The organism is Pseudomonas sichuanensis (assembly GCF_024749065.1).
GTDB lineage: Bacteria > Pseudomonadota > Gammaproteobacteria > Pseudomonadales > Pseudomonadaceae > Aquipseudomonas > Aquipseudomonas sichuanensis.
The window spans coordinates 4,141,393-4,166,633 of sequence record NZ_CP087185.1 but is presented as its reverse complement, the minus strand read 5'-3'; the positions used below and the strand labels follow the sequence as shown (position 1 = coordinate 4,166,633).

Below are 25,241 nucleotides of genomic sequence, written 5' to 3'. Positions count from 1 at the left end.
TAATGCGGCCCCAGTGCTTTTCAGTCCAGTACCCGGCCGGCGCGCCAGTAGCCCATCAGGGTCAGGCTCTCGCGTGGCAGGCCGCGCGTCTTGATCAGGTGTCGGCGGATGTCCATCACCGCCCCTGATTCACCAGCGATCCAGGCATGGAAGCCATTGCTCTCGCCGCTGGCCAGTTCCCACAGCAGCTGTGTGTCGATGTCCACGTCTTCCAGCGTGTCCGACGCTGTGCTGCGCGCAGCGGGCAGGCTGGCCAGCTCTTGTACGGCGTGACGCATGGCCTGGCCGTGCTCGCTGCGCAGCAGGTCACGGGGCAGCCAGTGCAGGCGGGTTGCCGGGCTGTGGCGCAGGGGCAGGCAGTCGTCTTCCAGGGGCACTTCGATAAAAGCTTCTACCGCCAGCTCAGGGGCCTGGTCGGCCAGCTGTTCGAGGATGCCGGCGATGGCCGGCAGGGCGGTTTCGTCGCCCACCAGCAGAATGTGCCGGGCGTCGTGCGGGGGCTTCCATTCGTAGCCGCCCGGGTCGCCGGCATAGGCCAGGTTGGGGGCGACCATCTGCAGCCGGTCACCCATGCGGGCGCTGGTCGCCCAGGCCGATGCCGGGCCGTTCACCCCATGCAGGACGAAGTCCACATCCACTTCACAGGCTTCGCGGCGCAGGGCGCGAATGGTGTAGGTGCGCATCGGTGGCGTGTCCTGCGGCGCCAGGTGGCGGCGTGCCTGTTGCCACTGGCCGTCCTTGGGCAGGTTGGGCGCAGCGCCCGCAGGAGTGGGGAAGAACAGCTTGATGCGCTGGTCGGGAGCCAGGGTGGTCATCTGGGCCACGTCAGGGCCGCTGAAGACGAAGCGGCACAGCGAAGGGCTCAGGGCCACGATGGCCTTGAGCTCGATGTCGAAGATCCGGTAGGTGGTGGCCTTGCTGGGGCGGATCAGGCGGGCAAGCAGGGAGGTCATGGGGGTACCTCTGGCAACGGGAGATACTCAACAGACGAGCGCCTCGGCCGCTAAATTTACCCGGCCGACATCCGTCCTAGCTTGGATAGAAGCCGCGTCACGCGGAGACGGATTGAGGCGCAATGACAATTTCTCGACGAGGATTCATCGCAGGCCTGGCGGTAGCGGGCGCTGCCGGCACGGCGGCCTATTACGCGCACAAGGAACTGACCCACGACCCGCAGGACGATGTGGTCACGCCGGGCGAGGCCAGCGTGGAGCTGGCCGACGCCGCCGGGCAGGTGCTGGCGGACTTGCTGCGCGGGGTCTGGGACATCCGCTTTGCCGGCGCCGATGGTGGCCTTGATGGCCTGCCCAAGGAAGGCGTGGAGATGTTCCTCGATGTCGCCACCAAGGGCCGCGGGCTGCGGGGCTTCGTCGATATCGGCGAACGCCTGCGTGGCGACGGCGAGGCGGCCTACCGTGTGCTTGGCGACCTGGTGGGTGCCAGCAGCGGCCAGGTGCGCTGGCGCTTGGTCGGCCTGCACGGCGGCCCGGGCTATGAGTGCGTGGCCAGCCTCGATGAGGTGTGGGGCACCTTTGCCAATGCCGGCCCAGGCACCCTCAGCGGCCGCATTCAACGCCTGGACCGCCCGCTGACGCTGCCGTTGCAGGACAGCCGCTTTGTCGCGGTGAAGCGGCCATTCCCCGAAGCGCGCGAGCGCCTGCCCTACACCGCGCAGATGCAGGACTGGGTGATCGGCGCCGAGCATCGGCTGTTCCACCAGCTCTGGCACGCGACCCGCGATCAGTGGCACAAGCTGCCCGTGGAGAAGCACAACGCGCTGCGTGGCCTGGGCTGGCAGCCCGGCCCGCGCGACCGCGAGCGCGATGCCCGTGGCCCGCGCAAGCACCGCAATGGTTCAGGCATCGACTTCCTGTTCATGCATCGGCACATGCTGATGCATGCCCGCACCCTGCAGGACCTGCCGTCGTGGCAGCGCTTCCCGTTGCCGCAACCGAGCGTGGAGTACGACCGCGCAGGCTTCGCTCGCTACCACGACAACCACGACGGCCACCGTGTGCCGCCCAGTTGGCAGGCGCCCGAGGACGAGGCCTACGGCCAGTGGGTGGCGGCGATCAAGGCAGGTGAGACGTTCTGCAGCAACTTCCAGGTGTGGGAGTCGCAGTACCAGGACCCGCAGTACCTGTCGAAGCTGTCGCTGGGGGCCTTTGGCTCCGAGCTTGAGATGAACCTGCACGACTGGTTGCACATGTGCTGGGCGTCGGTGCCGCGTGACCCGATCAACGGCGCGCCGGTGCCCTTTGCCCGTGACCCTGCGGACTTCGCCGCGCGCTGGTTCGAGCGTGAAAACGATTTTCTCGGCGACCCGTTCTCGTCCCACGTCAACCCGGTGTTCTGGGCCTTCCATGGCTGGATCGACGACCGCATCGAGGACTGGTTCCGCGCCCACGAGCGCTATCACCCTGGCCAGGTTCGGCGCCAGCAAGTCAATGGTGTGGCCTGGTTCGCCCCTGGCCGCTGGGTGGAGGTCGATGACCCGTGGCTGGGGCCCGATACCCATGGCTGCAGCACCGAGCCGGGCACGCGCCCGGGCAAATCGGTCGAGATGGACGTGGAGGTGATGAAACTGGCCTTGCGCATCACCTTCGGTGAAGACGACAAGATCGACGGGCTGCTGCGCAAGGTGCCGCAACGGCCCTGGTATGCGCGGCACCTGTCGATGAAGAACATCGCGACTTGATGGGGTAGCCCGCCCTCTTTAGGGGCGGCCTTGTGCCGCGAAAGGGATGCAGGGCAGCCCCAGGTTTCGGTGTAAAGGCAGAAATCGCTGGGGCCGCTGCACGGCCCTTTCGCGGGGCAAGCCCGCTCCCACAGGGATCGCGCTAGCTTTAGCAGTTGAGTAAGACAGTTGCTCCTACGAGGGGCGGCGGATTATGGCCGAGCCTCGGCCAACGCCTGCGGCGCCTGCCACCCCCCACCCAACGCCTTGTACAACGCCACGCTGCCTTGCAGTCGTGCCAGGTACAGTTGCGCCTGCTCATCCTGGGCCAGGTACAGGGTGCGTTGGGTTTCCAGCACGCTCAGCAAGGTCTCGGCACCGGCGGCATAACGCTGCTGGGCGAGGTCGAAGGCGATGCGCGCCTGCTGCACTTCCTGGTCTTGCCACTGGCGCTGGCGCTCCACGCCACTGATGGCGTTGAGGGCTTTCTCGACATCGGAAAAACCGGCCAGGATGCTGCTGCGGTATGTCTCCAGCAGCTCCTGCTGCTCGGCGCTGGCCAGCTCGCGCTGGGCGCGCAGGCGGCCATTGTTGAAGATGGGCGCGGTAAGGCCGGCGGTGAGGGTGTAGTAGGGGCTGTCGAAAATATTGGCAAAGGTCCTGGAGCCGCTGCCAAGGTTGGCGCCCAGGACCAGGCGCGGCAGCATGGCGGCCCTGGCGACCTGTACGTCGGCGCTGGCGGCGGCCAGGCGGGCTTCGGCGGCGGCTATGTCGGGGCGTCGGCTCAGCAGTTCGCTGGGCACGCCGCTACCGATCACTGGCCAGCGCAGCGCGCCGATCACCTCGTTGCCAGCGGGCAGTGCCTGCACTGGTTCACCCAGCAGGGTGGCCAGGGTGATGCGGTTGTCCTGGCGGCGCTGTTCGAGCAGCGGCAGCTGGCGCTCCTGGGCGGCCACCAGGCTGCGCTGCTGGGCCAGTTCCAGGCGGGTGGCGGAGCCGGCGCGTTCGCGGGTCTCGACCAGGCCGAGCACATCGCGGGCGTTGTCGAGGTTGAGGCGGGCGATGCGCAATTGCTCCTCCAGGGCCAGGCCCTGCAGGTAACTGTCGGCCACGGCGCTGACCAAGGTCAGTTCGACGGTCTGGCGCTCGAAGCGGCTGGCGTCCAGGCTACGCAGGGCGCTGTCGCGAGCGGCGCGCAGGCCACCCCAGAAGTCGATCTCGTAGCTGGCGCTCAGGCGGGTACCGAACGAGGTGCTGGTGCGTTCGCTGCTGCTGGCGTCGAGCTGGTCGTTGCCGTCACCGCGCAGCAGGCGCTGGCGGCTGGCATCCAGGCCCAGCTGCAGTTCCGGCAGCAAGGGGGCGCCGGCGATCACCGCGCTGGCCTGGGCCTGGCGCACCCGGGCGGTGGCGGCGGCGAGGTCGTAGCTGTTTTGCCGGGCGCGTTCGATCAACTGGTCAAGCACTGGGCTGGCGAAGGCGCGCCACCAATGGCCGTCCGGCCAGGGTTGCGCCGTTTCGGCGGCGCCTTGCCAGGCGGCTGGGGCGTCGATGCCCGACGCCGGTGGCGGCGGGGTGCTGCAGGCGGCCAGGAACAGGCTCAGGGTCAACAGGCTGATGCGGCTGGGGATCGTCATGGATTATTCGCTGGTAAGGGCTTTGACCGGGTCTAGGCGGGCGGCCTTGCGGGCCGGCATGAAGCCGAACACCACGCCGGTGACCACGGCGCAGGCGAAGGCGCCGATGATCGCGGGCAGGGCGAAGGCCACGGCGATATCGGCCAGTAGCAGGCTGCCGCCGATGGCCAGGGCGAGGAGGATGCCGGTGACGCCGCCGACCATCGACAGCATCACTGCTTCGGTGAGGAACTGGCGCAGGATGTCGCGCTGGCGGGCACCGGTGGCCATGCGGATGCCGATCTCGCGGGTGCGTTCGCGCACGGTCATGAGCATGATGTTCATCACGCCGATGCCACCGACCAGCAGGGATATCGCGGCGATCGCCCCGAGCATCAGCGACAGGCTGTTCTGGGTGCGCGCCTCGGCCTGGATCAGCGCGGCGTCGTTGGTCAGCTCGAAATCGTGCTTGCCCTGGTGGCGCTGGCGCAGCAGGTGCTCGATCGCCTGTTCGGTCTGGTGCACCCGGCTGGAGTCCTGGGCGGCGATGGCGATGTATTCGGGGTCGCCGCTGCCGAACAGGCGGATGGCGGCGGCCGAGTAGGGCACCACGATGCGCTCGTCGCTGTCCTCGCTGCCGGAGCTGGCGCCCTTGGCCTGCAGCACGCCGATCACCTGGAACGGCACGTTGCCGATCAGCAGGTATTGGCCGAGCGGGTTGCTCTGCTCGCCGAACATCTTGTTGCGGACCTTCTGGCCGATCACCGCCACGGCTGCGCCGCTGGCTTCGTCGGCCTCGCTGTAGAAGCTGCCTTCGACCACCGGCCAATTGAAGATCTCGGGGAACCAGGTGTTGTTGCCGCCTACATAGAACTGCTGGCTGTTGTTGCCCTGACGCACCATCAGCTTGTCGCCGATCACCGGCATGACGTGTTTCACCTGGGGCAGTTCGGCGATGGCGGCCACATCGTCGAGGGTGACGATGCCTGCGGGTTCGCGCTCGGTCGCGCGTTTGCCGTTGAGGTAGAGAATGTTCGAACCGAAGGCGGCCATCTGCGCCATCACCTGGCGTTTGCTGCCTTCGCCGACCGCCAGCATGACCACCACCGAGGCCACGCCGATGACGATACCGAGCAGGGTGAGCGCGGTACGAAAACGGTTGACCCACATCACCCTCCAGGCGGCTTGCAGCGACTCGAGCATTTCGCCTTTCCAGGCACCTTTATGGCTGGCGCCGCTGTCCAGGCGTTGCCGCAGGTCGTCGGCCTGCAGGTGGCGGGTGGGTACGCTGGCCGCCTGCTCGGCGGCCGAATCGCTGACCACCTGGCCGTCGCGCACCTCGATCACCCGTTGGGCGCGGGCAGCCACTTCGCGGTCGTGGGTGATCAGGATGATCACGTGGCCCTGGCTGGCCAGCTCGTCGAGCAGGGCCATCACTTCGGCGCCGCTGTGGCTGTCGAGGGCGCCGGTGGGTTCGTCGGCGAGGATGATATGGCCGCCGTTCATCAATGCCCGGGCGATCGACACGCGTTGTTGCTGCCCGCCTGAGAGCTGGTGCGGGCGATTGCCGGTGCGGCTTGCCAGGCCCAGGCGTTCGAGCAGGGCATGGGCGCGTGCATGACGTTCGGCCGGTGGCGTGCCGGCATAGATGGCCGGCATCTCGACGTTTTCCTGGGCCGAGCCCGAAGGGATCAGGTGATAGCCCTGGAACACGAAGCCGAACGCCTCGCGGCGCAGCCAGGCCAGTTCGTCGCCGTCCAGCTCGGCCACGTCGCGGCCGGCGAAGCGGTAGCTGCCGGAAGTCGGGCGGTCGAGGCAGCCCAGGATGTTCATCAGGGTCGACTTGCCGGAGCCCGAAGCGCCGACGATGGCGACGAACTCGCCGGGGTGGATGCTCAGGCTGATGCCGCGCAGCACCTCGACTTTCGGTGAGTCGATGCCGCCGTAGGCCTTGTAGATGTCGCTCAATTCGATCAGGGGCGTGCTCATCTCAACCCCCGCTGGTCGGCGAGCCGATCACCAGGCGTTCACCTTCGTGCAGGCCGTCGAGGATCTGTACGCGCAGGCGGTCGCTCAGGCCGATGCGTACCTGGCGTGCCTCGACCTTGCCGTCGGCCTTGAGTACCTGGGCCAGGCGCAGGCCGTCCTCCGGCGTGTCTTCCAGCGCGGCCAGCGGGGCGCTGAGCACCTGGCTGGCCTGGCCGGCGACGAAGAACACCTGGGTGGTCATCTCGGCCATCAGGGCGCCGTCGGGGTTGTCGACGTCGAGCAGTACGGTGTACTGCACCACTTTGCTGCCGGTGGTGCCGGCCGTGGCGCTGGCCGGGCTGCCGCCGCCCTGGGCGCTTTGATCCAGCGGCTTGGGCGGGATCGGCAGGATCTGGCGCACGGTGCTGGCCCAGCGGCGTTTGCCGCCTGCAAGGGTGGTGAAATAGGCGGTCATGCCGGGTTTGACCTTGCCGATGTCGGCTTCGGATACCTGGGCCCAGACGGTCATCGGTGACAGTTTGGCGATGCGCAGGATCAGTGGGGTCTGTTGCTGGGCATTGAGGGTCTGGCCTTCGCGGGCGTCCACGGCCACCACGGTGCCGCTCATGGGGGCATAGATGCGCGTGTAGCCAAGCTCCGCCTCGTCACTGCGCAGGCTGGCCTGGGCCTGGAGGATCTGTGCCTGGTACATGTCGATGCGGGCCTGGGTCACTTTCAGCTGGGCCTGGGCGGTTTGCAGGTCTTCCTGGCGGCTGGCGCCAGCGGCGGCCAGGTCGCGCTGACGCTGGTGTTGCTGCTGGGCCAGGAGGTACTGGGCGCGTTGCTCGGCGAGTTGCGCCTTGAGGTTTTCGATGGAGTAGCGGCCGGCGTCGAGCTTGGCCTTTTGCGTGGAGGGGTCGATCTCCACCAGCAACTGGCCTTCGCGGACTTCATCGCCGGCCTCGACATGCAACTTGCGGATCTGCCCGGACGCCTGGGCACCGACGTCGACATAGCGACGCGGTTGCAGAGTGCCGAGGGCGGTGACGCTGCTTTCGATATCGGCGCGGGTCACCGGCACGGTGCTGACCGGCGCACCGCCCAGGGGCAAGGTGGTCCAGGCCAGCAGGCTGCCCAGGCCAAGCAGGCCCAAGGCTGCAATAAGCAGACGGCGACGGGGGGCGGTTGTGCGTGTCATGCGGGCTTCCAGCCGAAGGGAGTGGCCGGGCGCGGCCATGCACGGCGCGCTCGGGGGTGCCAGTTAAACGAACCTGCTGCGTGCCGATTTAACCGGGCGAAAGGCCAGTATCGATGTTGCTGAGAATAATTATAATTTGTAAGATCGTTCGCTTACTTCACTCCTATCCGCTGCCCATGCCATGTCAGCGTTTGCGCAGGGAAAGGCCAGGTACCGTCGTGGAACACTACTATCGCGAATTGGTGAGCTTTCTCTCTGCGCGCCTGGGCAATCGCCAGGCGGCGGAAGATGTGGCCCATGACGCTTACCTGCGGGTGCTGGAGCGTACCGAGGGCGAGCAGATCGAGCACCCGCGGGCGTTCCTGTACCGCACCGCGCTGAACCTGGTGGTCGATCGCCACCGGCGCCACCTGGTGCGCCAGGCCGAGCCGCTGGAGGTGCTAGATAGCGACGAGCGCTGGCATAGCCCGGCACTGACCCAAAGCATGCAGCAGGATCAGCGCCTGGCCTTGATGCAGCAAGCCCTGGATGAGTTGAGCGCGGTGTGCCGTGACTGCTTCCTGTTGCGCAAGCTCGATGGCCTGTCGCACCCGCAGATTGCCGAGCGCCTGGGCATTTCCCGCAGCCTGGTGGAGAAGCACATCGTCAATGCCATGAAGCACTGTCGCTTGCGCATGCGTCAGTGGGAGTCGTGAAGACGCCGTGAAGGGCAGGTGAAAATTTCCTGTGCTGGCAACTTGATTTCCACTTGTTTCAAGACAACTATCAATAAAGACCCGATCAGGCGGCCTGCCTGACGTTTGCCTGTTCTGGCGCAGTACGGTCATGGAGCCCATTCATTACCTTGCGGCCAGGTGCGGACGATGCCCAACAAATCCCTGCGCATCCTCATCGCTGACGAACACCCCGACCAGCGTCTGCAACTGGAGCGGCTGCTCAATGGCCTGGGGTATTACCGCATCGCCCCGGTGGAGAGCTTCGACGATCTGCAGCGTCTGGTGCACAGTGCCCTGCTGCCGTTCAACCTGTTGGTTGGCAACATCGAACTGGCCAGCCATGCGGGCGTCGACCTGGCGCGCTTCTGCCGGGTCAGTACGCAGATCCAGCACGCTTTGTTGTATCACTCGCAGCAACTGAAGGTGCCTGCCGTGCCGCAGAGCGAGCGACAGGCCGTGAGCGTCAGCCTGCCAAGCGTGCCTGATTGCGAAGCGTTAGGGTCGTTCATGGCGATCATCGACCTGCCGGTGGTGGTCGGGCAGGTACCCTTGCCGGCCAGCCTTTGCGGCGCAGCCGGCTATGGCAAGCGGCGAATGAATTTCGGCCAGACCGTTTTCAGCCGCAGTTCCTGACTCGGCCCCCGTTAACGGCATTTGCTATCCTCTTGGCCTTTTGCCGATCTGCGGACCTGCCATGACTGCCATCGATAACCCCCGCGCGCCCGGCTTCAGCCGCGGCGACCACCGGACCCTGGGCCTGGCGGCGCTGGGCGGCGCCCTGGAAATCTACGATTTCATCATCTTCGTGTTTTTTGCGCTGACCCTCAGCCAGCTGTTCTTCCCGCCCGAGATGCCAGAGTGGCTGCGGTTGCTGCAAAGCTTCGGGATTTTCGTCACCGGGTACCTGGCGCGGCCTTTGGGCGGCATCCTCATGGCCCATTTCGCCGACCACCTGGGGCGCAAGCGGGTGTTCAGCCTGAGCATCCTGATGATGGCATTGCCGTGCCTGTTGATCGGCGTGATGCCGACCTACGCCGACATCGGCTACGCCGCGCCGCTGATCCTGTTGGCCCTGCGCATCCTGCAAGGGGCTGCGGTGGGGGGCGAGGTGCCCAGTGCCTGGACCTTCGTCGCCGAGCATGCGCCGGCCGGGCGGCGAGGCTATGCGCTTGGCTTTCTGCAGGCGGGGCTGACCTTTGGCTATCTGCTGGGCGCGCTGACTGCGACGCTGCTGGCGCAGCTTTATACAGCGCAGGAGATACTCGATTACGCCTGGCGCTACCCGTTCCTGCTGGGCGGCGTGTTCGGCGTGATCGGTGTGTGGCTACGCCGCTGGCTGAGCGAGACACCGGTGTTTCTTGCCCTGCGTGAACAGCGGGAACAGCCGGTGGCCTTCCCGCTGCGCAGTGTGCTTGGCGAGCATCGCCGGGCACTGATTCCGGCGGTGTTGCTGACCTGTGTGCTGACCTCGGCAGTGGTGGTGCTGGTGGTGATCACGCCGACGGTGATGCAGCAGCGTTTCGGCATGACGGCCGGGCACACCTTTGCCTTGAGTAGCGTGGGTATCGTCTTTCTCAACATTGGTTGCGTGCTGGCCGGGTTGCTGGTCGACCGCATCGGCGCCTGGCGTGCATTGATGATCTACAGCCTGGTGCTGCCGCTGGGCATCGGCGCGTTGTACGCCAGCCTGGTCGGGCAGTGGGGCATGACCTGGCTGGCCTACGCGCTGGCCGGGCTGTCCTGTGGGGTGGTGGGGGTGGTGCCGTCGGTGATGGTCGGGCTGTTCCCGGCGCAGATCCGGGTGTCGGGGATTTCGTTCACCTACAACATCGCCTACGCCCTGTGGGCCAGTACCACGCCGTTGGCGTTGATTGCGCTGATGCCGTGGAGCCCGTGGGTGTGTGTCGGCTTTTGTCTGATCATGGGCACGGTCGGGGCGCTGACGTCGTTGTATTTCGGGCGTCGTGAGCCGTTGGCATTCGGTGCGGAGCCCATGCCGATCATGTGTGGTGACAAATGAAGTGGTAGTGGCTGTGGGGTGTTGAGGCAGACTTCCGGGCGGGGGTTATTGGAATAACCTATTAGCCAGATTTAACCTGAAAGGTTAATTTCTCATGGAAAAGAGAGTGCCTCACTGTCCACTTGATCGGGTAAAAGCGCTGCTTGCTGTAAAGCGGATCAGTCCGACCTTCGCTGCATTAAGAGGTGCCAGGTCTCTGGGCCTGGATTACCCAGGAATGCTCGATGTGATCAGCAGTCTGGAACGCACTGATTTTTACAAAAGCATGACCTGCTATACGGAACACCGCGTCTGGCAGGACATATACCGTCCGCTCACGGCAGTCGGCTACGTTTACCTGAAACTGTCAGTGGTCGATGACGTGCTCATCGTGTCCTTCAAGGAGCTGTAATCATGAGATGCCCGATCTGCGGTGGTGCGGAGCTTGCGCCAGATATTCAGGACATGCCCTACCGCTACAAAGGAGAGTCGACTCTGATCCAGGGCGTCAGCGGCGACTACTGCTCTGCCTGTGGTGAGGCGGTCCTGAGCCACGACGAAGCCATGCGTGTCAGTGAACAGATGTCGGCCTTTGAGCGTCGGGTCAATGCGGCCGCGGTTGATCCAGCTTTCATCAGCGCCGTGCGCAAGAAATTCGACCTGGACCAGCGCGAGGCGGGTGAGATTTTCGGTGGTGGGGTCAACGCCTTTTCCCGCTACGAAAATGGTAAAACCACGCCGCCAGTGGCGTTGATCAAGCTGTTCAAGCTGCTCGACCGCCACCCCGAGCTGTTCGAGGAAGTCAGGACCGCCTGATACGAAAAAGCCCCCTGGCCTTGCGGCCAGGGGGCTTTTCATTGCTGCGAGGGCAGGCCTTACATGTTCGGGTAGGTCGGCCCGCCGGCGCCTTCAGGAGTGACCCAGGTGATGTTCTGGGCCGGGTCCTTGATGTCGCAGGTCTTGCAGTGCACGCAGTTCTGCGCGTTGATCTGGAAACGCTTGCTGCCGTCTTCCTGGGTAATCACTTCATACACGCCGGCCGGGCAGTAGCGCTGCGCCGGCTCGTCGTACAGCGGCAGGTTGCTGGCGATCGGGATGTTCGGGTCGGCCAGCTTCAGGTGGCAGGGTTGTTCCTCTTCATGGTTGGTGCTGGAGAGGAATACCGAGCTGAGCTTGTCGAAGCTGAGCTTGCCGTCCGGTTTCGGGTAGTCGATCTTCTGCGAGTCGGCGGCGAGTTTGAGGCAGGCGTAGTCCGGCTTGGTGTCGTGCAGGGTGAACGGCAGCTTGCCGCCGAACCAGTTCTGGTCGATGTAGTTGAACGCGCCACCGAGCAGCGGGCCGAACTTGTGCAGCGCCGGGCCGAAGTTGCGGCTGGCGAACAGCTCTTCATGCAGCCAGCTGGCCTTGAACGCGCTGACATAGCCGTTGAGCTGGTCGCCGCCTTCGCTGCCGGCGATCAATGCGTCGGCTACCGCTTCAGCGGCGAGCATGCCGGACTTCATCGCGGTATGGCTGCCCTTGATCTTGGAGAAGTTCAGGGTGCCCAGGTCGCAGCCGATCAGCGCGCCACCGTTGAACACCATCTTCGGCAGCGAGTTCAGGCCGCCTTTGCAGATGGCGCGGGCGCCGTAGCTGATGCGCTTGCCGCCTTCGAGGTACTGGCTGATCACCGGGTGGTGCTTCAGGCGCTGGAACTCGTCGAAGGGCGAGAGGTACGGGTTGGCATACGACAGGTCGACGATCAGGCCGACTACCACCTGGTTGTTTTCCAGGTGATAGAGGAACGAGCCGCCGGTGTTCTCGGCGCTCATCACGTCCAGTGGCCAGCCGGCGGTGTGTACCACCAGGCCTTGCTCGTGCTTGGCCGGGTCGACTTCCCAGATTTCCTTGAGGCCGATGCCGTAGTGCTGCACGTCGGATTCGTTGTCCAGGTCGAAGCGCTTGATCAGTTGCTTGCCGATATGGCCACGGCAGCCTTCGGCGAACAGGGTGTACTTGGCGCGCAGCTCCATGCCTGGGGTGTACAGGCCTTCTTTCGGATTGCCTTCGCGGTCGACACCGAGGTCACCGGTGATGATGCCGCGGACCACGCCGTTCTCGTCGAACAGGGCTTCCTGGGCGGCGAAGCCCGGGTAGATCTCGACGCCCAGGTTCTCGGCCTGCTGGGCCAGCCAGCGGCACAGGTTGCCCAGGGAGATGATGTAATTGCCCTGGTTGTGCATGGTCTTGGGCACGAACAGGTCGGGGACCTTGGTCGAGCTGTCGGCACTTTTCAGCACATAGATGTCGTCGCGCTTCACTTCGGTGTTCAGCGGCGCGCCGAGTTCTTTCCAGTCGGGGAACAGTTCGTTCAGGGCGCGCGGCTCGAATACCGCGCCGGAGAGGATGTGGGCGCCGACTTCGGAGCCTTTCTCGACCACGCAGACGCTGATCTCGCTACCGGCTTCGGCGGCCTTCTGCTTCAGGCGGCAGGCGGCGGACAGGCCCGCCGGGCCGGCGCCGACGATGACCACGTCGAATTCCATGTATTCGCGTTCCACTGGTTCTCTCCTACTCATCAAGGCTCGTGCTGTTGCTTGGTCTTATTGGGTGCTGGGGCGGTCATGGGTAGCGGCTGATGCTGTAGCTGCTGGAATGACGGACTACACCGTTTTGTCTTGGCCGCGCATTATATCTACACCACTTGGCGGGTCCAATACAAACGTTTGTTTGAATTTGCCGGAGCCCAGTAAAATCACTGGTACGCGGCTGAAGGCTGGCCAATTTGGCGTATTGACCGGATGGGGTGTTACGGTCAAGATACGAGCGCTTTTACGCTCGCCGTAGGCTGACCGACGGGCGCAGGTGCACCCCTAAAGACCAGGCGTGGAGCAGGGTTTACGGGCCGAATCAGGTTTTGTAGTGGAGTCTACACGCCACGACAGAAAATGACCCGCGGGTTTTACCCCGAAGGGTCGTAACAGGACTGATCGGTCATCTGAATTCTGCCGGCTCCAGAACGTTTTTAGAGGTGCCCTTGTACCCACGCGCATTCGCCGGGCAGCCCCCAGGCGACATTCTTTTCACCGGAGAGTAACGAGGAATCCATGAAGGTTCTTGTAGCTGTCAAACGAGTGGTCGACTACAACGTCAAGGTTCGCGTCAAGGCGGACAACTCCGGCGTCGACCTTGCAAACGTCAAGATGTCCATGAACCCCTTCTGCGAAATCGCCGTGGAAGAAGCCGTCCGCCTGAAGGAAAAGGGCGTGGCGAGCGAGATCGTCGTCGTCTCCGTCGGCCCGAGCACGGCCCAGGAGCAACTGCGTACCGCCCTGGCCCTGGGGGCCGACCGCGCCATCCTGGTCGAAGTCGCCGATGAGCTGAACTCCCTGGCCGTGGCCAAGGCGCTCAAGGCCGTTGTCGATAAAGAGCAGCCACAGCTGGTCATCCTCGGCAAGCAGGCGATCGACAGCGACAACAACCAGACCGGCCAGATGCTGGCTGCGCTGACCGGCTACGCCCAAGGCACTTTCGCCTCCAAGGTGGAGCTGGCCGGCGACAAGGTCAACGTCACCCGTGAAATCGATGGCGGTCTGCAGACCGTTGCGCTGAACCTGCCAGCGATCGTCACCACCGATCTGCGCCTGAACGAGCCGCGCTACGCGTCGCTGCCGAACATCATGAAGGCCAAGAAGAAGCCGCTGGAGACCGTTACTCCAGACGCGCTGGGCGTGTCCATCGCCTCCACCACCAAAACCCTGAAAGTCGAAGCGCCTGCTGCCCGCAGCGCTGGCATCAAGGTCAAGTCGGTGGCCGAACTGGTCGAGAAGCTGAAGAACGAAGCGAAGGTAATCTAAATGACTATCCTGGTTGTCGCTGAACACGAAAACGGTGCCGTAGCCCCGGCCACCCTGAACACTGTTGCCGCTGCTGCCAAGATCGGTGGTGATATCCACGTGCTGGTCGCTGGCGCAAACGTCGGTGGCGTTGCCGAAGCTGCCGCCAAGATCGCCGGTGTTGCCAAGGTGCTGGTTGCCGACAATGCCGCCTACGCCCACGCCCTGCCGGAAAACGTCGCGCCGCTGATCGTCGATCTGGCGAGCGGTTACAGCCACGTGCTGGCCCCGGCCACCACCAACGGCAAGAACATCCTGCCGCGAGTTGCCGCGCTGCTGGACGTCGATCAGATTTCCGAGATCATCTCGGTTGAATCCGCCGATACCTTCAAGCGCCCGATCTACGCCGGTAACGCCATTGCCACCGTGCAATCGAGCGCTGCGGTCAAGGTCATCACCGTGCGTACCACCGGCTTCGACGCCGTGGCCGCTGAAGGTGGTTCGGCTGCTGTCGAAGCTGTTGCTGCCGCGCACGACGCCGGCAAATCGGCCTTCGTCGGCGAAGAGCTGGCCAAGTCCGATCGCCCAGAGCTGACCGCTGCCAAGATCGTCGTTTCCGGCGGTCGTGGCATGGGCAACGGTGACAACTTCAAGCACCTGTACAGCCTGGCCGACAAGCTCGGCGCCGCCGTCGGCGCTTCGCGTGCTGCGGTTGACGCAGGCTTCGTGCCCAACGACATGCAGGTCGGCCAGACCGGCAAGATCGTCGCGCCACAGCTGTACATCGCCGTCGGTATCTCCGGCGCGATCCAGCATCTGGCCGGCATGAAGGACTCGAAAGTGATCGTTGCGATCAACAAGGACGAAGAGGCGCCGATCTTCCAGGTCGCCGACTACGGCCTGGTCGCCGACCTGTTCGAAGCGGTTCCGGAGCTGGAAAAGCTGGTCTGATCCGCCTGCTTCACCTATAAAGAAGCCCGGCCCTCCTTGGGGGTCGGGCTTTTTTTTGATTTTCAAGGCTGTAGGAGAGTTGGCATGGCGTTTCGCGCAAGCAAAGGGATCTTGGTCGGTGTGCTGGCGCTGCTGTCGGCACCGCTGCTGGCCGCCGGCAAGTGTGAGCGCCTGGTGGTCACCGGTAGCCCGGATGCGCCGCCTTACTCCTGGCAGGACCCAAGCGACCCCAAGCACCTGATCGGCGCCAATGTCGACCTGTTGCGCCAAGTGGCGGGAGAGTTGGGGGTCAAGGTCGAAGTGCTGTACGCCGGCAAGCGCGAACAGGCGCTTGAAGAAGTGCGCAGCGGGCGCATGGACCTGCTGCTCGACACGCCCATGCAGGTTACCCAGCTCACTGCGCTTGATTACATTCATCCCCCTTTGCAGCTCAACGAATACCTGGTGTGGACCCGGCACGACGCGGTGCTGGAGTTCAACGGCCCTGCAGACCTTGCCCGTTACCAGGGCGGCGTGTCGGAAAAGGCGCGCCTGACCCCGGCTTTCGAAGCCTTTACCAAGGCCCAGCTCAAGCTGGTGCCCGCGCAGAACCTCACCCAGGCGTTCCAGAGGCTGGTGCTCGGCCAGGTCGATTATGTGCTTGCAGGGCGTTACGCCGGCATGGCAATGGCTCAGAGCCTGGGAGTGGGCAACGACCTTATCGCCCGCGGCCTGCCAGTAGACCGCCCAGGCCTGTACCTGGCGGTGTCGCACAACTCGGCGTGCAACGACAGCTGGTTGCGCGGACAACTGGCGAAAAAGCTGACAGAATTACCGATCTCCGGGGCGAGTGAGGCGGTGCTGCAGCGCAATGTCGAGCGCTGGAAAGCGCAGATGCAGGCGCCGCTGGACGCCCCTAAACAGTAGGAAGAGTGTGTGAGAAGCCATCCCCTGATTCTTGCCTTGGCCGTGTTTGGCCTGGCCGGGTGTGCCAGTGATCCGGTGCCCCATGAACAACTGCGCCTCACCGAACAGGCGCTGCAGCAGGCCAAGGCGGTCGGCGCCACCGAGCAGGTGCCGGAGTTCAAGCTGGCCGAAGACAAGCTGGCCCGTGCCAAGGCCAACATGGCCAGCGAAAGCTACCGTGATGCGCGCATGCGTGCCGAGCAGGCCGAGCTTGATGCGCGCCTGGCCGAGGCCCTGGTGCTGACGCAAAAGAGCGAAGAGCAGCTGCAGCTGTTGCAGACGCGGGTCAAGCGCCTGCGCAAGCAACTGGAGGTGCAGCCATGAGCCGCCTCAAGCCAATGGCTGCGCTGGCCTTGCTGGCGCTGGTCGGGTTGCAGGGCTGTGCCAGCCAGCGCAGCGAATCGGCACTGGATGACGCCACCGTTGCGTTCCAGAAGGTCAAGGATGACTCCGATGTACTGCGCAGTGCGCCGCGTGACGTGATCCGTGCCGGTGAGTCGCTGGGCCGGGCAGAGCGCCTGGCCGGCTATATCGGTACTGGCAGCGATGTGCGTCATTACGCCTATCTGAGCCAGCGTTACAGTGAAATCGCTGCCGAGCACGCCAAGCTGGCGGTGAATCAGGAACGCTTGACCAAGCTCGACCTCGAACGCCAGCGCCTGCAGTTGGCCTTGCGTGAGGCCAAGCTGGCCAGCGTCCAGCAGCAGGGCAAGTTCGTCGAGGCGCAGATTGCCGCTTTGGCCTCTGAGCAGACCGACCGGGGGCTGGTGATGACCTTGGGCGATGTGCTGTTCGACACCGGCCAGGCGGAGCTCAAGAGCTCGGCCAGCCGCACCGTGCTCAAGCTGGTGCAGTTCCTCCAGCTCAACCCGCGCCGTGTGGTGCGGATCGAGGGTTACACCGACAGCACCGGCACGCCCGAGGACAACCTCAAGCTGTCGCGCGATCGTGCTCAGTCGGTGGCCGACATGCTGGTTGACCTGGGTATCGACGAGAAGCGCATCGAAGTCGAGGGTTATGGCGACCAGTATCCGGTCGAGGCTAACGCCTCGGAGCGGGGCAGGGCGCAGAATCGTCGGGTCGAGATCGTTTTCTCCGATGACAAGGGCAAGCTCGCTCCAGCGCGCTGAGCCAGCTCCTGCAGGGTCGCGACGCGGCCCTGTGCTCCCTGCGTTCGTCGGCGCACGGCCGTTGTTGTTCATCTTGTAGCTGTCACGCAACTGTATTGTTGACTATCCTGCGATCTGTCCCAGTACACTTTGCAACTGTTACGGTATTCTGGCTCAGCTGTGAGTCGCACAAGAACAACGATCCCGTCCGCGCTTCGAGAACACGCCATGACCAACCTGCTGTTGTACCAGCGCATCGCCCAGCAACTGGCCGATGACATCCGCCGTGGTGTCTATCAGCCTGGTGAGCGGGTGCCCTCGGTGCGCAAGATGAGCGCCCAGCTCAACGTCAGTCATGCCACCGTACTGCAGGCGTATGCCAATCTCGAGGACCAGGGCCTCATTCGTGCGCGGCCACAGTCGGGCTACTACGTACACCAGACGCCGGCCCTTACTGCGCAAACGCCGGATATCGCTCGGGTCGAACGCCCCGGCCTGGTTACCCGCGCCAGTATCATTCAGCAGGTCTTGACCGAAGCGCGGCGCGACGGCGTATTTCCCTTCGGTGCGGCGGTGCCTCATGTCGATTACCTGCCGGTGCGTGCCCTGCACCAGCAAATCGCCAAGGTGACCCGCTTCCACAGCCCGCGTGCCTTCAGTTACATGTTCAGCCCTGGCTTCGAGCCGCTGCGCAGGCAGATTGCCATTCGCATGCGCGATGCCGGTGTGTTGGTCGACCCGCGCGAAGTGGTGGTGACCCATGGTTGTGTCGATGCGCTGCAGATGTCGTTGCGGGTGCTGACGCGCCCGGGTGACCTGATCGCCGCCGAGTCGCCAACCTACTACGGTTTGCTGCAGCTGGCCGATCTGCTGGGGTTGAAGGTGATCGAGATTCCCAGCGACCCCTCCACCGGCATCAGCCTCGAAGCGCTGCAGCTGGCCGCCAATCAATGGGGGATCAAGGCGTTGGTGCTGACCGCGCGCTTGAGCAACCCGCTGGGTGGCACCATCCCCGAAGAGCGGCAAAAACAGCTGCTGCGCCTGGCCTCGGACTTCGATATTCAGATCGTCGAAGATGATATCTATGGCGAGCTGATGTTCGAGCAGGGGCGCACCAAGGCACTCAAGGCCTTCGACCGCCTCGATCGGGTGATTTACTGTTCGAGCTTCTCCAAGACGCTGTCGCCGGGGGTTCGTGTCGGCTGGATGGTCGCCGGCCGTTATCAGGACGAGATCCAGCGCTTGCAGACTTTCACCACGCACTCGGCCTGCAGCGTGACGCAGATGGGGGTGGCGGCCTATCTGGAAAACGGCGGCTACGACCGCCACCTGCGCTATATCCGTCAGGAGTATCGCAAGAACCTCAGTGCCTACCAGTTGGCGGTGCAGCAGCATTTCCCGGAGGGTACGCAGATGACCCGGCCGACAGGCGGTTTTATCCTGTGGGTCAGCCTGCCTGGACGGGTCAACACCCAAGAGTTGCACGTGCGTGCGCTGGAGCAGGGTATCAGCATCGCGCCGGGGCTGATCTTCAGCAATACCGAGCAATTCAACCACTGCATCCGTCTCAACTGCGGTATTCCATGGAACAAGGAAGCCGAACGGGCGGTAATGACCCTGGGCTTGCTGGCCCAGCAACTGTGCCGGGAGTCGGCTGGCTTGCTTATGTAGGCTTGTCAGAAGGGCAGGGAACAGGGAGCATACGCGTTTTCCCAGCCTGCTCCCGGTATTCATGAAAGCGCTTCGCCCTCTGGCACTGATTCTGTCCTTATCGCTACCTTGGTTTTCGGGGGGCTTGGTGCACGCCGCGCAACCGCCGGCCAAGGAGCAGGCGCAGCAGGGCAAGGCTGCCAAGCCTGTGAGCAAGGTGGCGGCGAAACCTGTGTCCAAAGCGCCCGCCAAGCCGGCGGTCAAGCCCAAGCCCAAGCCCAAGCAGAAACCTGTCACTCGCAGCAAGGGCGTGAGCAAGGTGGCCAGTCAGCCTGTACCTGCCGCGAAGCTCGACCTCAGTCTGCCCACCGACATGGTCAAGCACCTCAAGCCGGACGTTGGCAATGCGCCGTCGCCCCGCAAGCCATTGCTGCCTTCCATGTTCAGCGAAAAGCCGGTCACTGATGACAGCCCGTTCCAGCTCAATGGTCGGCTGATCAACAATGAAATGCAGCTGCAGCTGCGCAACGACAGCCGTCGCGATGTAGAGGGCGCGGCCATCGAATTCGAATTCCGCAACTGACTGCCGGGTCACTGGCGATTTCATCTGTCCGGCAATTTCAAACGTATGTTTGAGCGGTTAGTATCCAGGGACGTTCGTCCCGCTTTGCTCCTGGGAGTCCTGTTGTCATGAAATGCCGTGAGGGCTGTGGTGCCTGCTGCATCGCTCCGTCCATCAGCTCAGCCATTCCGGGGATGCCGCAAGGCAAGCCGGCCGGCGAGCGCTGCCTGCACCTGTCCATCGACAACCTCTGTGCCCTGTTCGGCAAGCCCGAACGGCCGAAGGTGTGTGGTGGCTTCAAGGCAGAGGTGGATGTCTGCGGCAATGATCGTGACGAAGCCATTCGCATCATTGGTTGGCTGGAGCAAATGACGGCGGCGTGACTGTGCGGATCTTCTACAACAAGGAACAAGATAATGAGATCGTTCAAGCGTGTTGCTGTGTTGTGTGGCCTGAGTGTGCTGTTGGCGCCGGCAGCCTGGGCTGAAAGCTGGCAGGTGGCCAAGGACGAGGACGGCATCAAGGTGTCGCTCAGCGAAGTGCCGGGCTCGAAGTACAAGGCTTACCGTGGTGTAACGCTGATCAAGGCGCCGCTGGCCAAGGTCAGGGCGTTGCAGGAAGACGTCGCCGGGGCCTGTGCCTGGGTGCATGAATGCAAGTCGCAGAAACTGCTGAAGCATGAAGGTGATCAGAGCTGGACCTACACCCAGTTCAATACACCCTGGCCGGTGACTCCGCGTGACTCGGTATTGCATATCACCACAGTCCAGGGCAGCGATGGCAGCTTGACCCGCACGCTCGAGGAGCAGCCAAAGTACCTGCCGGAAGAAAGCGGCTACGTGCGTGTTGCCCAGGTGCAGGGTTTCTGGAAGTTGGTACCCAAGGGTGACAGTACCGAAGTGACCTATCAGGTACACACCGAGCCGGGAGGCAGCGTGCCGTCGTGGCTGGCCAACAAGTTCGTGGTGGATGCGCCGTTCAATACCCTCAAAGGGCTGCGCGAAAAAGCTGAAAGGCCCTGAGCAGCTTTCAGCGCTCACCTGTTTAGCGCTGGATCGTAACGAAAAAGGCCGCCCCGAAGGGCGGCCTTTTTTGCGTTCGGCTCAGAAGGCTTACTTGCGGTCCTTCAGCTCGACGATGTCGCGCTTTTCGTAGCCGGTGTACAGCTGGCGCGGGCGGCCGATCTTGTAAGGGCTGGAGAGCATTTCCTTCCAGTGCGAGATCCAGCCCACGGTACGTGCCAGGGCGAAGATCACGGTGAACATGCTGGTCGGGATGCCGATGGCCTTGAGGATGATGCCCGAGTAGAAGTCCACGTTCGGGTACAGCGAGCGCTCGACGAAGTACGGATCGGTCAATGCGATCTCTTCCAGGCGCATGGCCAGTTCGAGTTGCGGATCGTTCTTGATGCCGAGTTCGCTGAGAACTTCGTCGCAGGTCTTCTTCATCACGGTGGCGCGCGGGTCGCGGTTCTTGTACACGCGGTGACCGAAGCCCATGAGCTTGAACGGATCGTTCTTGTCCTTGGCCTTGGCGATGTACTTGTCGATGTTCGAGACATCGCCAATTTCATCGAGCATGGTCAGTACGGCTTCGTTCGCACCGCCGTGGGCCGGGCCCCACAGTGCGGCGATACCGGCAGCGATACAGGCGAACGGGTTGGCGCCCGAAGAACCTGCCAGGCGCACGGTGGAGGTGGAGGCATTCTGCTCGTGGTCGGCGTGGAGGATGAAGATCCGGTCCATGGCCTTGGCCAGCGTCGGGCTGATCGGTTTGATCTCGCACGGCGTGTTGAACATCATGTGCAGGAAGTTTTCCGCGTACGACAGGTCGTTGCGCGGGTACATCATGGGCTGGCCCATGGAGTACTTGTAAACCATCGCGGCCAGGGTCGGCATCTTGGCGACCAGGCGCACCGCGGAGATTTCGCGGTGTTGCGGGTTATTGATATCCAGCGAGTCGTGATAGAACGCCGACAGGGCGCCGACCACGCCGCACATCACCGCCATCGGGTGGGCGTCGCGACGGAAACCGTTGAAGAACGACTTCAGCTGTTCGTGAACCATGGTGTGGTTCTTGACGGTGCTGACGAACTGGGCCTTCTGCTCGGCATTCGGCAGTTCGCCGTTGAGCAGCAGGTAGCAGGTTTCGAGGTAGTCCGACTGTTCGGCCAGTTGCTCGATCGGGTAGCCGCGGTGTAGCAGCACGCCCTTGTCACCATCAATGTAGGTGATCTTCGACTCGCACGAAGCGGTCGCCATGAAGCCGGGGTCGAAGGTGAAGTGGCCGGATGCCCCCAACCCGCGGACGTCGATAACATCAGGACCAACGGTGCCGGTTAAAATGGGCAGCTCGACGGGGGCATTGCCCTCGATGACCAACTGCGCTTTTTTGTCAGCCATGTGGCCTCCTATTAATGCTTGAAATCATCAGACAGACCCCCCACGCAGGGCCCGCACCACTATAGAGGGATAAATTCGAATGTCAATTTGCCTAAAGGCTGGTTGAAACGCCCTCTGAGGCCTGATTTTTCACGAAATTCTCGCCCGTTTACGCCTTTTGTTCACTAAAGGCAATGCGCTATTCGGGCGAGTCCCTTGCGTTGTCATAAGCAGCCTAACTGTCTATACTCGGCAGCCGACTCCCAGAGGCTTTCAAGCCTGCCCTGCTGGGTGTCGTGCTCTCCTGGGTGGTGGGTACCTGACCAGTACACTTACCAACAACTTTGCCCTGTTCGCTAGGGGCTCTTCAGTGTGAAAAAAGCCGTGAAAAGCCAACGACCTGTAAACCTAGACCTAAGGACCATCAAACTCCCGATCACCGCATACACGTCCATTCTTCACCGTATTTCCGGCGTCATCCTGTTCCTCGGCATTGCCATCATGCTCTACGCATTGGGCAATTCGCTGGGTTCCGAGGAAGGCTTTGCCGAGGTGAAGGCGTGTCTGACCAGTCCGCTGGCCAAACTGGTGACCTGGGGCCTGCTGTCCGGCCTGCTGTACCACCTCGTCGCAGGTGTGCGCCACCTGATCATGGACATGGGTGTCGGTGAGACGCTGGAAGGCGGCAAGCTGGGCTCGAAAATCGTGATCGTCATCTCCGTGGTGCTGATCGTTCTGGCAGGAGTTTGGGTATGGTAACTAACGTCACGAACCTCTCGCGTTCGGGCCTCTACGACTGGATGGCGCAGCGCGTCTCGGCGGTCGTTCTCGCGGCTTATTTCATCTTCCTGATCGGCTACCTCGCCGTTCACCCAGGGATCGACTATGCCCAGTGGCACGGTCTGTTCACCAACAACGCGATGCGCATCTTCAGTCTGCTGGCACTCGTCGCTCTGGGCGCTCACGCCTGGGTCGGCATGTGGACCATTGCCACCGACTACCTGACGCCGATGGCGTTCGGCAAGTCGGCGACTGCGATCCGTTTCCTGTTCCAGGCTGTATGCGGCGTTGCGATGTTCGCGTACTTCGTCTGGGGTGTGCAGATTCTCTGGGGTATCTGATTCATGGCTAACATTCCAACCATTTCGTTCGACGCCATCATCATCGGTGGCGGCGGCGCAGGCATGCGCGCAGCGCTGCAACTGGCTCAAGGCGGCCACAAGACTGCCGTAGTCACCAAGGTGTTCCCGACCCGTTCGCACACCGTTTCCGCCCAGGGCGGCATCACCTGCGCCATCGCTTCGGCCGACCCGAACGACGACTGGCGCTGGCACATGTACGATACCGTCAAGGGCTCCGACTACATCGGTGACCAGGACGCGATCGAATACATGTGTCAGGAAGGCCCGGCTGCGGTCTTCGAGCTGGACCACATGGGTCTGCCGTTCTCGCGTACCGAAACCGGTCGTATCTACCAGCGTCCGTTCGGTGGCCAGTCCAAGGACTTCGGTAAAGGTGGCCAGGCCGCCCGTACCTGCGCAGCTTCCGACCGTACCGGTCACGCGCTGCTGCACACCCTGTACCAGGGCAACCTGAAAGCAGGCACCACCTTCCTTAATGAGTACTACGCCGTAGACCTGGTGAAGAACCAGGACGGCGCCTTCGTCGGTGTGATCGCGATCTGCATCGAAACCGGCGAAACCATGTACATCAAGTCCAAGGCCACCGTACTGGCCACGGGCGGTGCGGGCCGTATCTACGCCTCCACCACCAACGCCCTGATCAACACCGGTGACGGTATCGGCATGGCCCTGCGTGCCGGTGTTCCGGTGCAGGACATCGAGATGTGGCAGTTCCACCCGACCGGTATCGCCGGCGCCGGTGTACTGGTTACCGAAGGCTGCCGTGGTGAAGGTGGCTACCTGATCAACGCCCACGGCGAGCGCTTCATGGAGCGTTACGCGCCGAACGCGAAGGACCTGGCTGGCCGCGACGTGGTTGCCCGTTCCATGGTCAAAGAGATCATCGCCGGCAACGGCGTGGGCCCGAACAAGGACCACGTACTGCTGAAGCTGGACCACCTGGGTGAGGAAGTGCTGCACAGCCGCCTGCCAGGTATCTGCGAACTGTCCAAGACCTTCGCCCACGTCGACCCTGTGGTCGCGCCGGTGCCGGTCATCCCGACCTGCCACTACATGATGGGTGGCGTTGCCACCAACATTCATGGCCAGGCCATCACCATGGACGCCGAGGGCAAGGACCACATCATTCCGGGCCTGTTCGCCGTAGGCGAAGTGGCGTGCGTATCGGTTCACGGTGCCAACCGCCTGGGCGGCAACTCGTTGCTCGACCTGGTGGTGTTCGGCCGTGCTGCCGGCCTGCACCTGGAAAAAGCCCTGAGCGATGGCGTCGAGTACCGCGATGCCAGCGACACTGACGTCGACGTTGCCCTGAACCGTCTGAGCAAGCTCAACGAGCGCACTACCGGTGAAGACGTTGCCAGCCTGAAGCGCGAGCTGCAGAGCTGCATGCAGAACTACTTCGGTGTATTCCGTACCGGCGAATACATGCAGAAGGGTATCGAGCAGTTGGCCGGTCTGCGTGACCGCATCGCCAACGTCAAGATCAACGACAAGTCCCAGGCCTTCAACACCGCGCGTATCGAAGCGCTGGAGCTGCAGAACCTGCTGGAAGTTGCCGAAGCTACCGCCATTGCGGCCGAAGCCCGTAAAGAGTCCCGCGGCGCGCACGCCCGTGAAGACTTCGAAGACCGTGACGACGAGAACTGGCTGTGCCACACCCTGTACTACCCGGGTGAGAAGCGCGTTGCCAAGCGTGGCGTCAACTTTGCGCCGAAGACCGTTCCGGCCTTCGAGCCAAAAATCCGGACTTACTAAGGGTGGCTGCTATGTTGAAAGTCGAAGTTTACCGCTACAACCCCGACACCGACTCGGCGCCCAAGATGGAGTCGTTCGATGTCGATACCGGCGGCAAGGACCTGATGGTTCTGGACGTGCTGGCACTGATCAAGGAAAAGGACGAGGGCTTCTCGTACCGTCGCTCCTGCCGTGAAGGCGTGTGCGGTTCCGATGGCATGAACATGAACGGCAAGAACGGCCTGGCCTGCATCACCCCGCTGTCGGGCGTGGTCAAGGGCAACAAGCTGGTGCTGCGTCCGCTGCCAGGCCTGCCGGTCATTCGTGACCTGGTGGTCGATATGAGCATCTTCTACAAGCAGTACGAGAAGGTGAAGCCATTCCTGCAGAACGACACCCCGGCTCCGGCCATCGAGCGTCTGCAGTCGCCGGAAGAGCGTGACAAGCTGGACGGTCTGTACGAGTGCATTCTGTGCGCCTGCTGCTCGACCTCCTGCCCATCGTTCTGGTGGAACCCGGACAAGTTCCTGGGCCCCGCCGCACTGCTGCAGGCCTACCGTTTCCTGGCCGACAGCCGCGACACCAAGACTCAGGAGCGCCTGGCGTCCCTGGATGACCCGTTCAGCGTATTCCGCTGCCGCGGGATCATGAACTGCGTGAACGTTTGCCCCAAGGGTCTGAACCCGACCAAGGCAATCGGCCACGTACGTAACATGCTGCTGCAAAGCGGCACCTGATTCAAAGCGTTGTACCTGCAGTAAGCCGAGGTGCGGGTGGTGAG

Annotated in this window: 25 protein-coding genes; 19 read left to right on the top strand and 6 right to left on the bottom strand. The window is 63.3% G+C overall.

Translation table 11 applies throughout. From position 1 onward, the window contains the following. Positions 1-20: 20 nt before the first annotated feature. Complete coding sequence (locus LOY51_RS18910; protein WP_258642584.1) at positions 21-953, bottom strand: siderophore-interacting protein; 933 nt, start codon at positions 951-953, stop codon at positions 21-23. 122 nt (positions 954-1,075) lie between these two features. Here LOY51_RS18910 and pvdP point away from each other — a divergent pair, with 122 nt between their 5' ends. After that, complete coding sequence (gene pvdP, locus LOY51_RS18905) at positions 1,076-2,698, top strand: pyoverdine maturation tyrosinase PvdP (RefSeq protein WP_258642582.1); 1,623 nt, start codon at positions 1,076-1,078, stop codon at positions 2,696-2,698. 191 nt (positions 2,699-2,889) lie between these two features. Here pvdP and LOY51_RS18900 read toward each other — a convergent pair whose 3' ends face one another. Genes LOY51_RS18900 through LOY51_RS18890 form a run of 3 tightly spaced genes read right to left on the bottom strand, consistent with a single transcriptional unit; the run spans position 2,890 to position 7,456 of the window. Further along, positions 2,890-4,311: an efflux transporter outer membrane subunit gene (locus LOY51_RS18900; protein ID WP_258642580.1), complete on the bottom strand. Its 1,422-nt coding sequence runs from the start codon at positions 4,309-4,311 to the stop codon at positions 2,890-2,892. 3 nt (positions 4,312-4,314) lie between these two features. Continuing rightward, on the bottom strand, positions 4,315-6,279 hold the full coding sequence (locus LOY51_RS18895) for a MacB family efflux pump subunit (protein WP_258642579.1): 1,965 nt from the start codon (positions 6,277-6,279) through the stop codon (positions 4,315-4,317). A 1-nt stretch (position 6,280) separates the two neighbouring features. Continuing rightward, on the bottom strand, positions 6,281-7,456 hold the full coding sequence (locus LOY51_RS18890; protein ID WP_258642578.1) for an efflux RND transporter periplasmic adaptor subunit: 1,176 nt from the start codon (positions 7,454-7,456) through the stop codon (positions 6,281-6,283). Positions 7,457-7,674: 218 nt separating this feature from the next. On the opposite strand from LOY51_RS18890, the gene LOY51_RS18885 reads away from it, so the two are divergent. The 5 genes from LOY51_RS18885 to LOY51_RS18865 all read left to right on the top strand — a co-directional run bounded on the left by LOY51_RS18885 (position 7,675) and on the right by LOY51_RS18865 (position 10,987). Then, the gene (locus tag LOY51_RS18885) at positions 7,675-8,151 is read left to right on the top strand and encodes a sigma-70 family RNA polymerase sigma factor (RefSeq protein ID WP_125464904.1); all 477 of its coding nucleotides are present in this window, start codon (positions 7,675-7,677) and stop codon (positions 8,149-8,151) included. Positions 8,152-8,319: 168 nt separating this feature from the next. After that, positions 8,320-8,805: a histidine kinase gene (locus LOY51_RS18880; protein WP_125464903.1), complete on the top strand. Its 486-nt coding sequence runs from the start codon at positions 8,320-8,322 to the stop codon at positions 8,803-8,805. A gap of 61 nt (positions 8,806-8,866) precedes the next feature. Beyond that, positions 8,867-10,192, top strand: coding sequence for an MFS transporter (locus LOY51_RS18875; protein ID WP_258642576.1), 1,326 nt, complete (start codon positions 8,867-8,869; stop codon positions 10,190-10,192). A 94-nt stretch (positions 10,193-10,286) separates the two neighbouring features. Beyond that, positions 10,287-10,583, top strand: a complete 297-nt coding sequence (locus LOY51_RS18870) for a type II toxin-antitoxin system MqsR family toxin (protein ID WP_258642575.1) — start codon at positions 10,287-10,289, stop codon at positions 10,581-10,583. Between the two features lie 2 nt (positions 10,584-10,585). After that, positions 10,586-10,987, top strand: a complete 402-nt coding sequence (locus tag LOY51_RS18865) for a type II toxin-antitoxin system MqsA family antitoxin (RefSeq protein WP_125859468.1) — start codon at positions 10,586-10,588, stop codon at positions 10,985-10,987. Between the two features lie 59 nt (positions 10,988-11,046). On the opposite strand, the gene LOY51_RS18860 is transcribed toward LOY51_RS18865, so the two are convergent. Next, positions 11,047-12,729 (bottom strand): electron transfer flavoprotein-ubiquinone oxidoreductase, encoded by a 1,683-nt coding sequence (locus tag LOY51_RS18860; protein WP_125464899.1) that lies wholly within the window; start codon positions 12,727-12,729, stop codon positions 11,047-11,049. Between the two features lie 528 nt (positions 12,730-13,257). Between LOY51_RS18860 and LOY51_RS18855 the strand changes: the two genes are divergently transcribed. The 9 genes from LOY51_RS18855 (at position 13,258) to LOY51_RS18815 (ending at position 20,225) form a co-directional block, all read left to right on the top strand. Beyond that, entirely contained in the window at positions 13,258-14,007 is a 750-nt protein-coding gene (locus tag LOY51_RS18855; protein ID WP_125464898.1) for an electron transfer flavoprotein subunit beta/FixA family protein, read from the top strand. Then, on the top strand, positions 14,008-14,937 hold the full coding sequence (locus LOY51_RS18850) for an electron transfer flavoprotein subunit alpha/FixB family protein (RefSeq protein WP_125464897.1): 930 nt from the start codon (positions 14,008-14,010) through the stop codon (positions 14,935-14,937). Between the two features lie 84 nt (positions 14,938-15,021). Then, a complete protein-coding gene (locus LOY51_RS18845; protein WP_125464896.1) occupies positions 15,022-15,843 on the top strand; it encodes a substrate-binding periplasmic protein in 822 nt (273 codons plus the stop codon). A gap of 9 nt (positions 15,844-15,852) precedes the next feature. Further along, positions 15,853-16,206 (top strand): DUF4398 domain-containing protein, encoded by a 354-nt coding sequence (locus LOY51_RS18840; protein ID WP_125464895.1) that lies wholly within the window; start codon positions 15,853-15,855, stop codon positions 16,204-16,206. Beyond that, positions 16,203-17,012, top strand: a complete 810-nt coding sequence (locus LOY51_RS18835; RefSeq protein WP_125464894.1) for an OmpA family protein — start codon at positions 16,203-16,205, stop codon at positions 17,010-17,012. Before LOY51_RS18840 ends, LOY51_RS18835 begins: the two co-directional genes overlap by 4 nt. A gap of 207 nt (positions 17,013-17,219) precedes the next feature. After that, a complete protein-coding gene (locus LOY51_RS18830) occupies positions 17,220-18,662 on the top strand; it encodes an aminotransferase-like domain-containing protein (protein ID WP_125464893.1) in 1,443 nt (480 codons plus the stop codon). 61 nt (positions 18,663-18,723) lie between these two features. Then, positions 18,724-19,224, top strand: a complete 501-nt coding sequence (locus LOY51_RS18825; protein WP_258642570.1) for a hypothetical protein — start codon at positions 18,724-18,726, stop codon at positions 19,222-19,224. A 107-nt stretch (positions 19,225-19,331) separates the two neighbouring features. After that, positions 19,332-19,586: a YkgJ family cysteine cluster protein gene (locus LOY51_RS18820; protein ID WP_125464891.1), complete on the top strand. Its 255-nt coding sequence runs from the start codon at positions 19,332-19,334 to the stop codon at positions 19,584-19,586. Positions 19,587-19,619: 33 nt separating this feature from the next. Beyond that, positions 19,620-20,225, top strand: a complete 606-nt coding sequence (locus LOY51_RS18815) for an START domain-containing protein (RefSeq protein WP_110993996.1) — start codon at positions 19,620-19,622, stop codon at positions 20,223-20,225. Between the two features lie 90 nt (positions 20,226-20,315). Here LOY51_RS18815 and gltA read toward each other — a convergent pair whose 3' ends face one another. Beyond that, entirely contained in the window at positions 20,316-21,605 is a 1,290-nt protein-coding gene (gene gltA / locus LOY51_RS18810; RefSeq protein WP_110993995.1) for a citrate synthase, read from the bottom strand. A gap of 351 nt (positions 21,606-21,956) precedes the next feature. Here gltA and sdhC point away from each other — a divergent pair, with 351 nt between their 5' ends. Genes sdhC through LOY51_RS18790 form a run of 4 tightly spaced genes read left to right on the top strand, consistent with a single transcriptional unit; the run spans position 21,957 to position 25,197 of the window. Next, complete coding sequence (gene sdhC / locus LOY51_RS18805; RefSeq protein ID WP_110993994.1) at positions 21,957-22,343, top strand: succinate dehydrogenase, cytochrome b556 subunit; 387 nt, start codon at positions 21,957-21,959, stop codon at positions 22,341-22,343. Next, the gene (gene sdhD / locus LOY51_RS18800; protein ID WP_110993993.1) at positions 22,337-22,705 is read left to right on the top strand and encodes a succinate dehydrogenase, hydrophobic membrane anchor protein; all 369 of its coding nucleotides are present in this window, start codon (positions 22,337-22,339) and stop codon (positions 22,703-22,705) included. Before sdhC ends, sdhD begins: the two co-directional genes overlap by 7 nt. 3 nt (positions 22,706-22,708) lie before the next feature. After that, entirely contained in the window at positions 22,709-24,481 is a 1,773-nt protein-coding gene (gene sdhA, locus LOY51_RS18795; RefSeq protein ID WP_110993992.1) for a succinate dehydrogenase flavoprotein subunit, read from the top strand. A gap of 11 nt (positions 24,482-24,492) precedes the next feature. Next, a complete protein-coding gene (locus LOY51_RS18790) occupies positions 24,493-25,197 on the top strand; it encodes a succinate dehydrogenase iron-sulfur subunit (RefSeq protein ID WP_008091906.1) in 705 nt (234 codons plus the stop codon). Positions 25,198-25,241: the final 44 nt, after the last annotated feature.

What these genes read in the sequence shown, in the direction of transcription:
- LOY51_RS18910 (WP_258642584.1), bottom strand. Translation starts at nt 953, where the DNA reads ATGACCTCCCTGCTTGCCCGCCTGATCCGCCCCAGCAAGGCCACCACC.
- LOY51_RS18835 (WP_125464894.1), top strand. Translation starts at nt 16,203, where the DNA reads ATGAGCCGCCTCAAGCCAATGGCTGCGCTGGCCTTGCTGGCGCTGGTC.
- LOY51_RS18830 (WP_125464893.1), top strand. Translation starts at nt 17,220, where the DNA reads ATGACCAACCTGCTGTTGTACCAGCGCATCGCCCAGCAACTGGCCGAT.
- pvdP (WP_258642582.1), top strand. Translation starts at nt 1,076, where the DNA reads ATGACAATTTCTCGACGAGGATTCATCGCAGGCCTGGCGGTAGCGGGC.
- LOY51_RS18820 (WP_125464891.1), top strand. Translation starts at nt 19,332, where the DNA reads ATGAAATGCCGTGAGGGCTGTGGTGCCTGCTGCATCGCTCCGTCCATC.
- LOY51_RS18850 (WP_125464897.1), top strand. Translation starts at nt 14,008, where the DNA reads ATGACTATCCTGGTTGTCGCTGAACACGAAAACGGTGCCGTAGCCCCG.
- LOY51_RS18900 (WP_258642580.1), bottom strand. Translation starts at nt 4,311, where the DNA reads ATGACGATCCCCAGCCGCATCAGCCTGTTGACCCTGAGCCTGTTCCTG.
- LOY51_RS18870 (WP_258642575.1), top strand. Translation starts at nt 10,287, where the DNA reads ATGGAAAAGAGAGTGCCTCACTGTCCACTTGATCGGGTAAAAGCGCTG.
- LOY51_RS18825 (WP_258642570.1), top strand. Translation starts at nt 18,724, where the DNA reads ATGAAAGCGCTTCGCCCTCTGGCACTGATTCTGTCCTTATCGCTACCT.
- sdhD (WP_110993993.1), top strand. Translation starts at nt 22,337, where the DNA reads ATGGTAACTAACGTCACGAACCTCTCGCGTTCGGGCCTCTACGACTGG.
- LOY51_RS18855 (WP_125464898.1), top strand. Translation starts at nt 13,258, where the DNA reads ATGAAGGTTCTTGTAGCTGTCAAACGAGTGGTCGACTACAACGTCAAG.
- LOY51_RS18790 (WP_008091906.1), top strand. Translation starts at nt 24,493, where the DNA reads ATGTTGAAAGTCGAAGTTTACCGCTACAACCCCGACACCGACTCGGCG.
- LOY51_RS18845 (WP_125464896.1), top strand. Translation starts at nt 15,022, where the DNA reads ATGGCGTTTCGCGCAAGCAAAGGGATCTTGGTCGGTGTGCTGGCGCTG.
- LOY51_RS18860 (WP_125464899.1), bottom strand. Translation starts at nt 12,729, where the DNA reads ATGAGTAGGAGAGAACCAGTGGAACGCGAATACATGGAATTCGACGTG.
- LOY51_RS18880 (WP_125464903.1), top strand. Translation starts at nt 8,320, where the DNA reads ATGCCCAACAAATCCCTGCGCATCCTCATCGCTGACGAACACCCCGAC.
- LOY51_RS18815 (WP_110993996.1), top strand. Translation starts at nt 19,620, where the DNA reads ATGAGATCGTTCAAGCGTGTTGCTGTGTTGTGTGGCCTGAGTGTGCTG.
- gltA (WP_110993995.1), bottom strand. Translation starts at nt 21,605, where the DNA reads ATGGCTGACAAAAAAGCGCAGTTGGTCATCGAGGGCAATGCCCCCGTC.
- LOY51_RS18865 (WP_125859468.1), top strand. Translation starts at nt 10,586, where the DNA reads ATGAGATGCCCGATCTGCGGTGGTGCGGAGCTTGCGCCAGATATTCAG.
- LOY51_RS18895 (WP_258642579.1), bottom strand. Translation starts at nt 6,279, where the DNA reads ATGAGCACGCCCCTGATCGAATTGAGCGACATCTACAAGGCCTACGGC.
- sdhA (WP_110993992.1), top strand. Translation starts at nt 22,709, where the DNA reads ATGGCTAACATTCCAACCATTTCGTTCGACGCCATCATCATCGGTGGC.
- LOY51_RS18890 (WP_258642578.1), bottom strand. Translation starts at nt 7,456, where the DNA reads ATGACACGCACAACCGCCCCCCGTCGCCGTCTGCTTATTGCAGCCTTG.
- LOY51_RS18875 (WP_258642576.1), top strand. Translation starts at nt 8,867, where the DNA reads ATGACTGCCATCGATAACCCCCGCGCGCCCGGCTTCAGCCGCGGCGAC.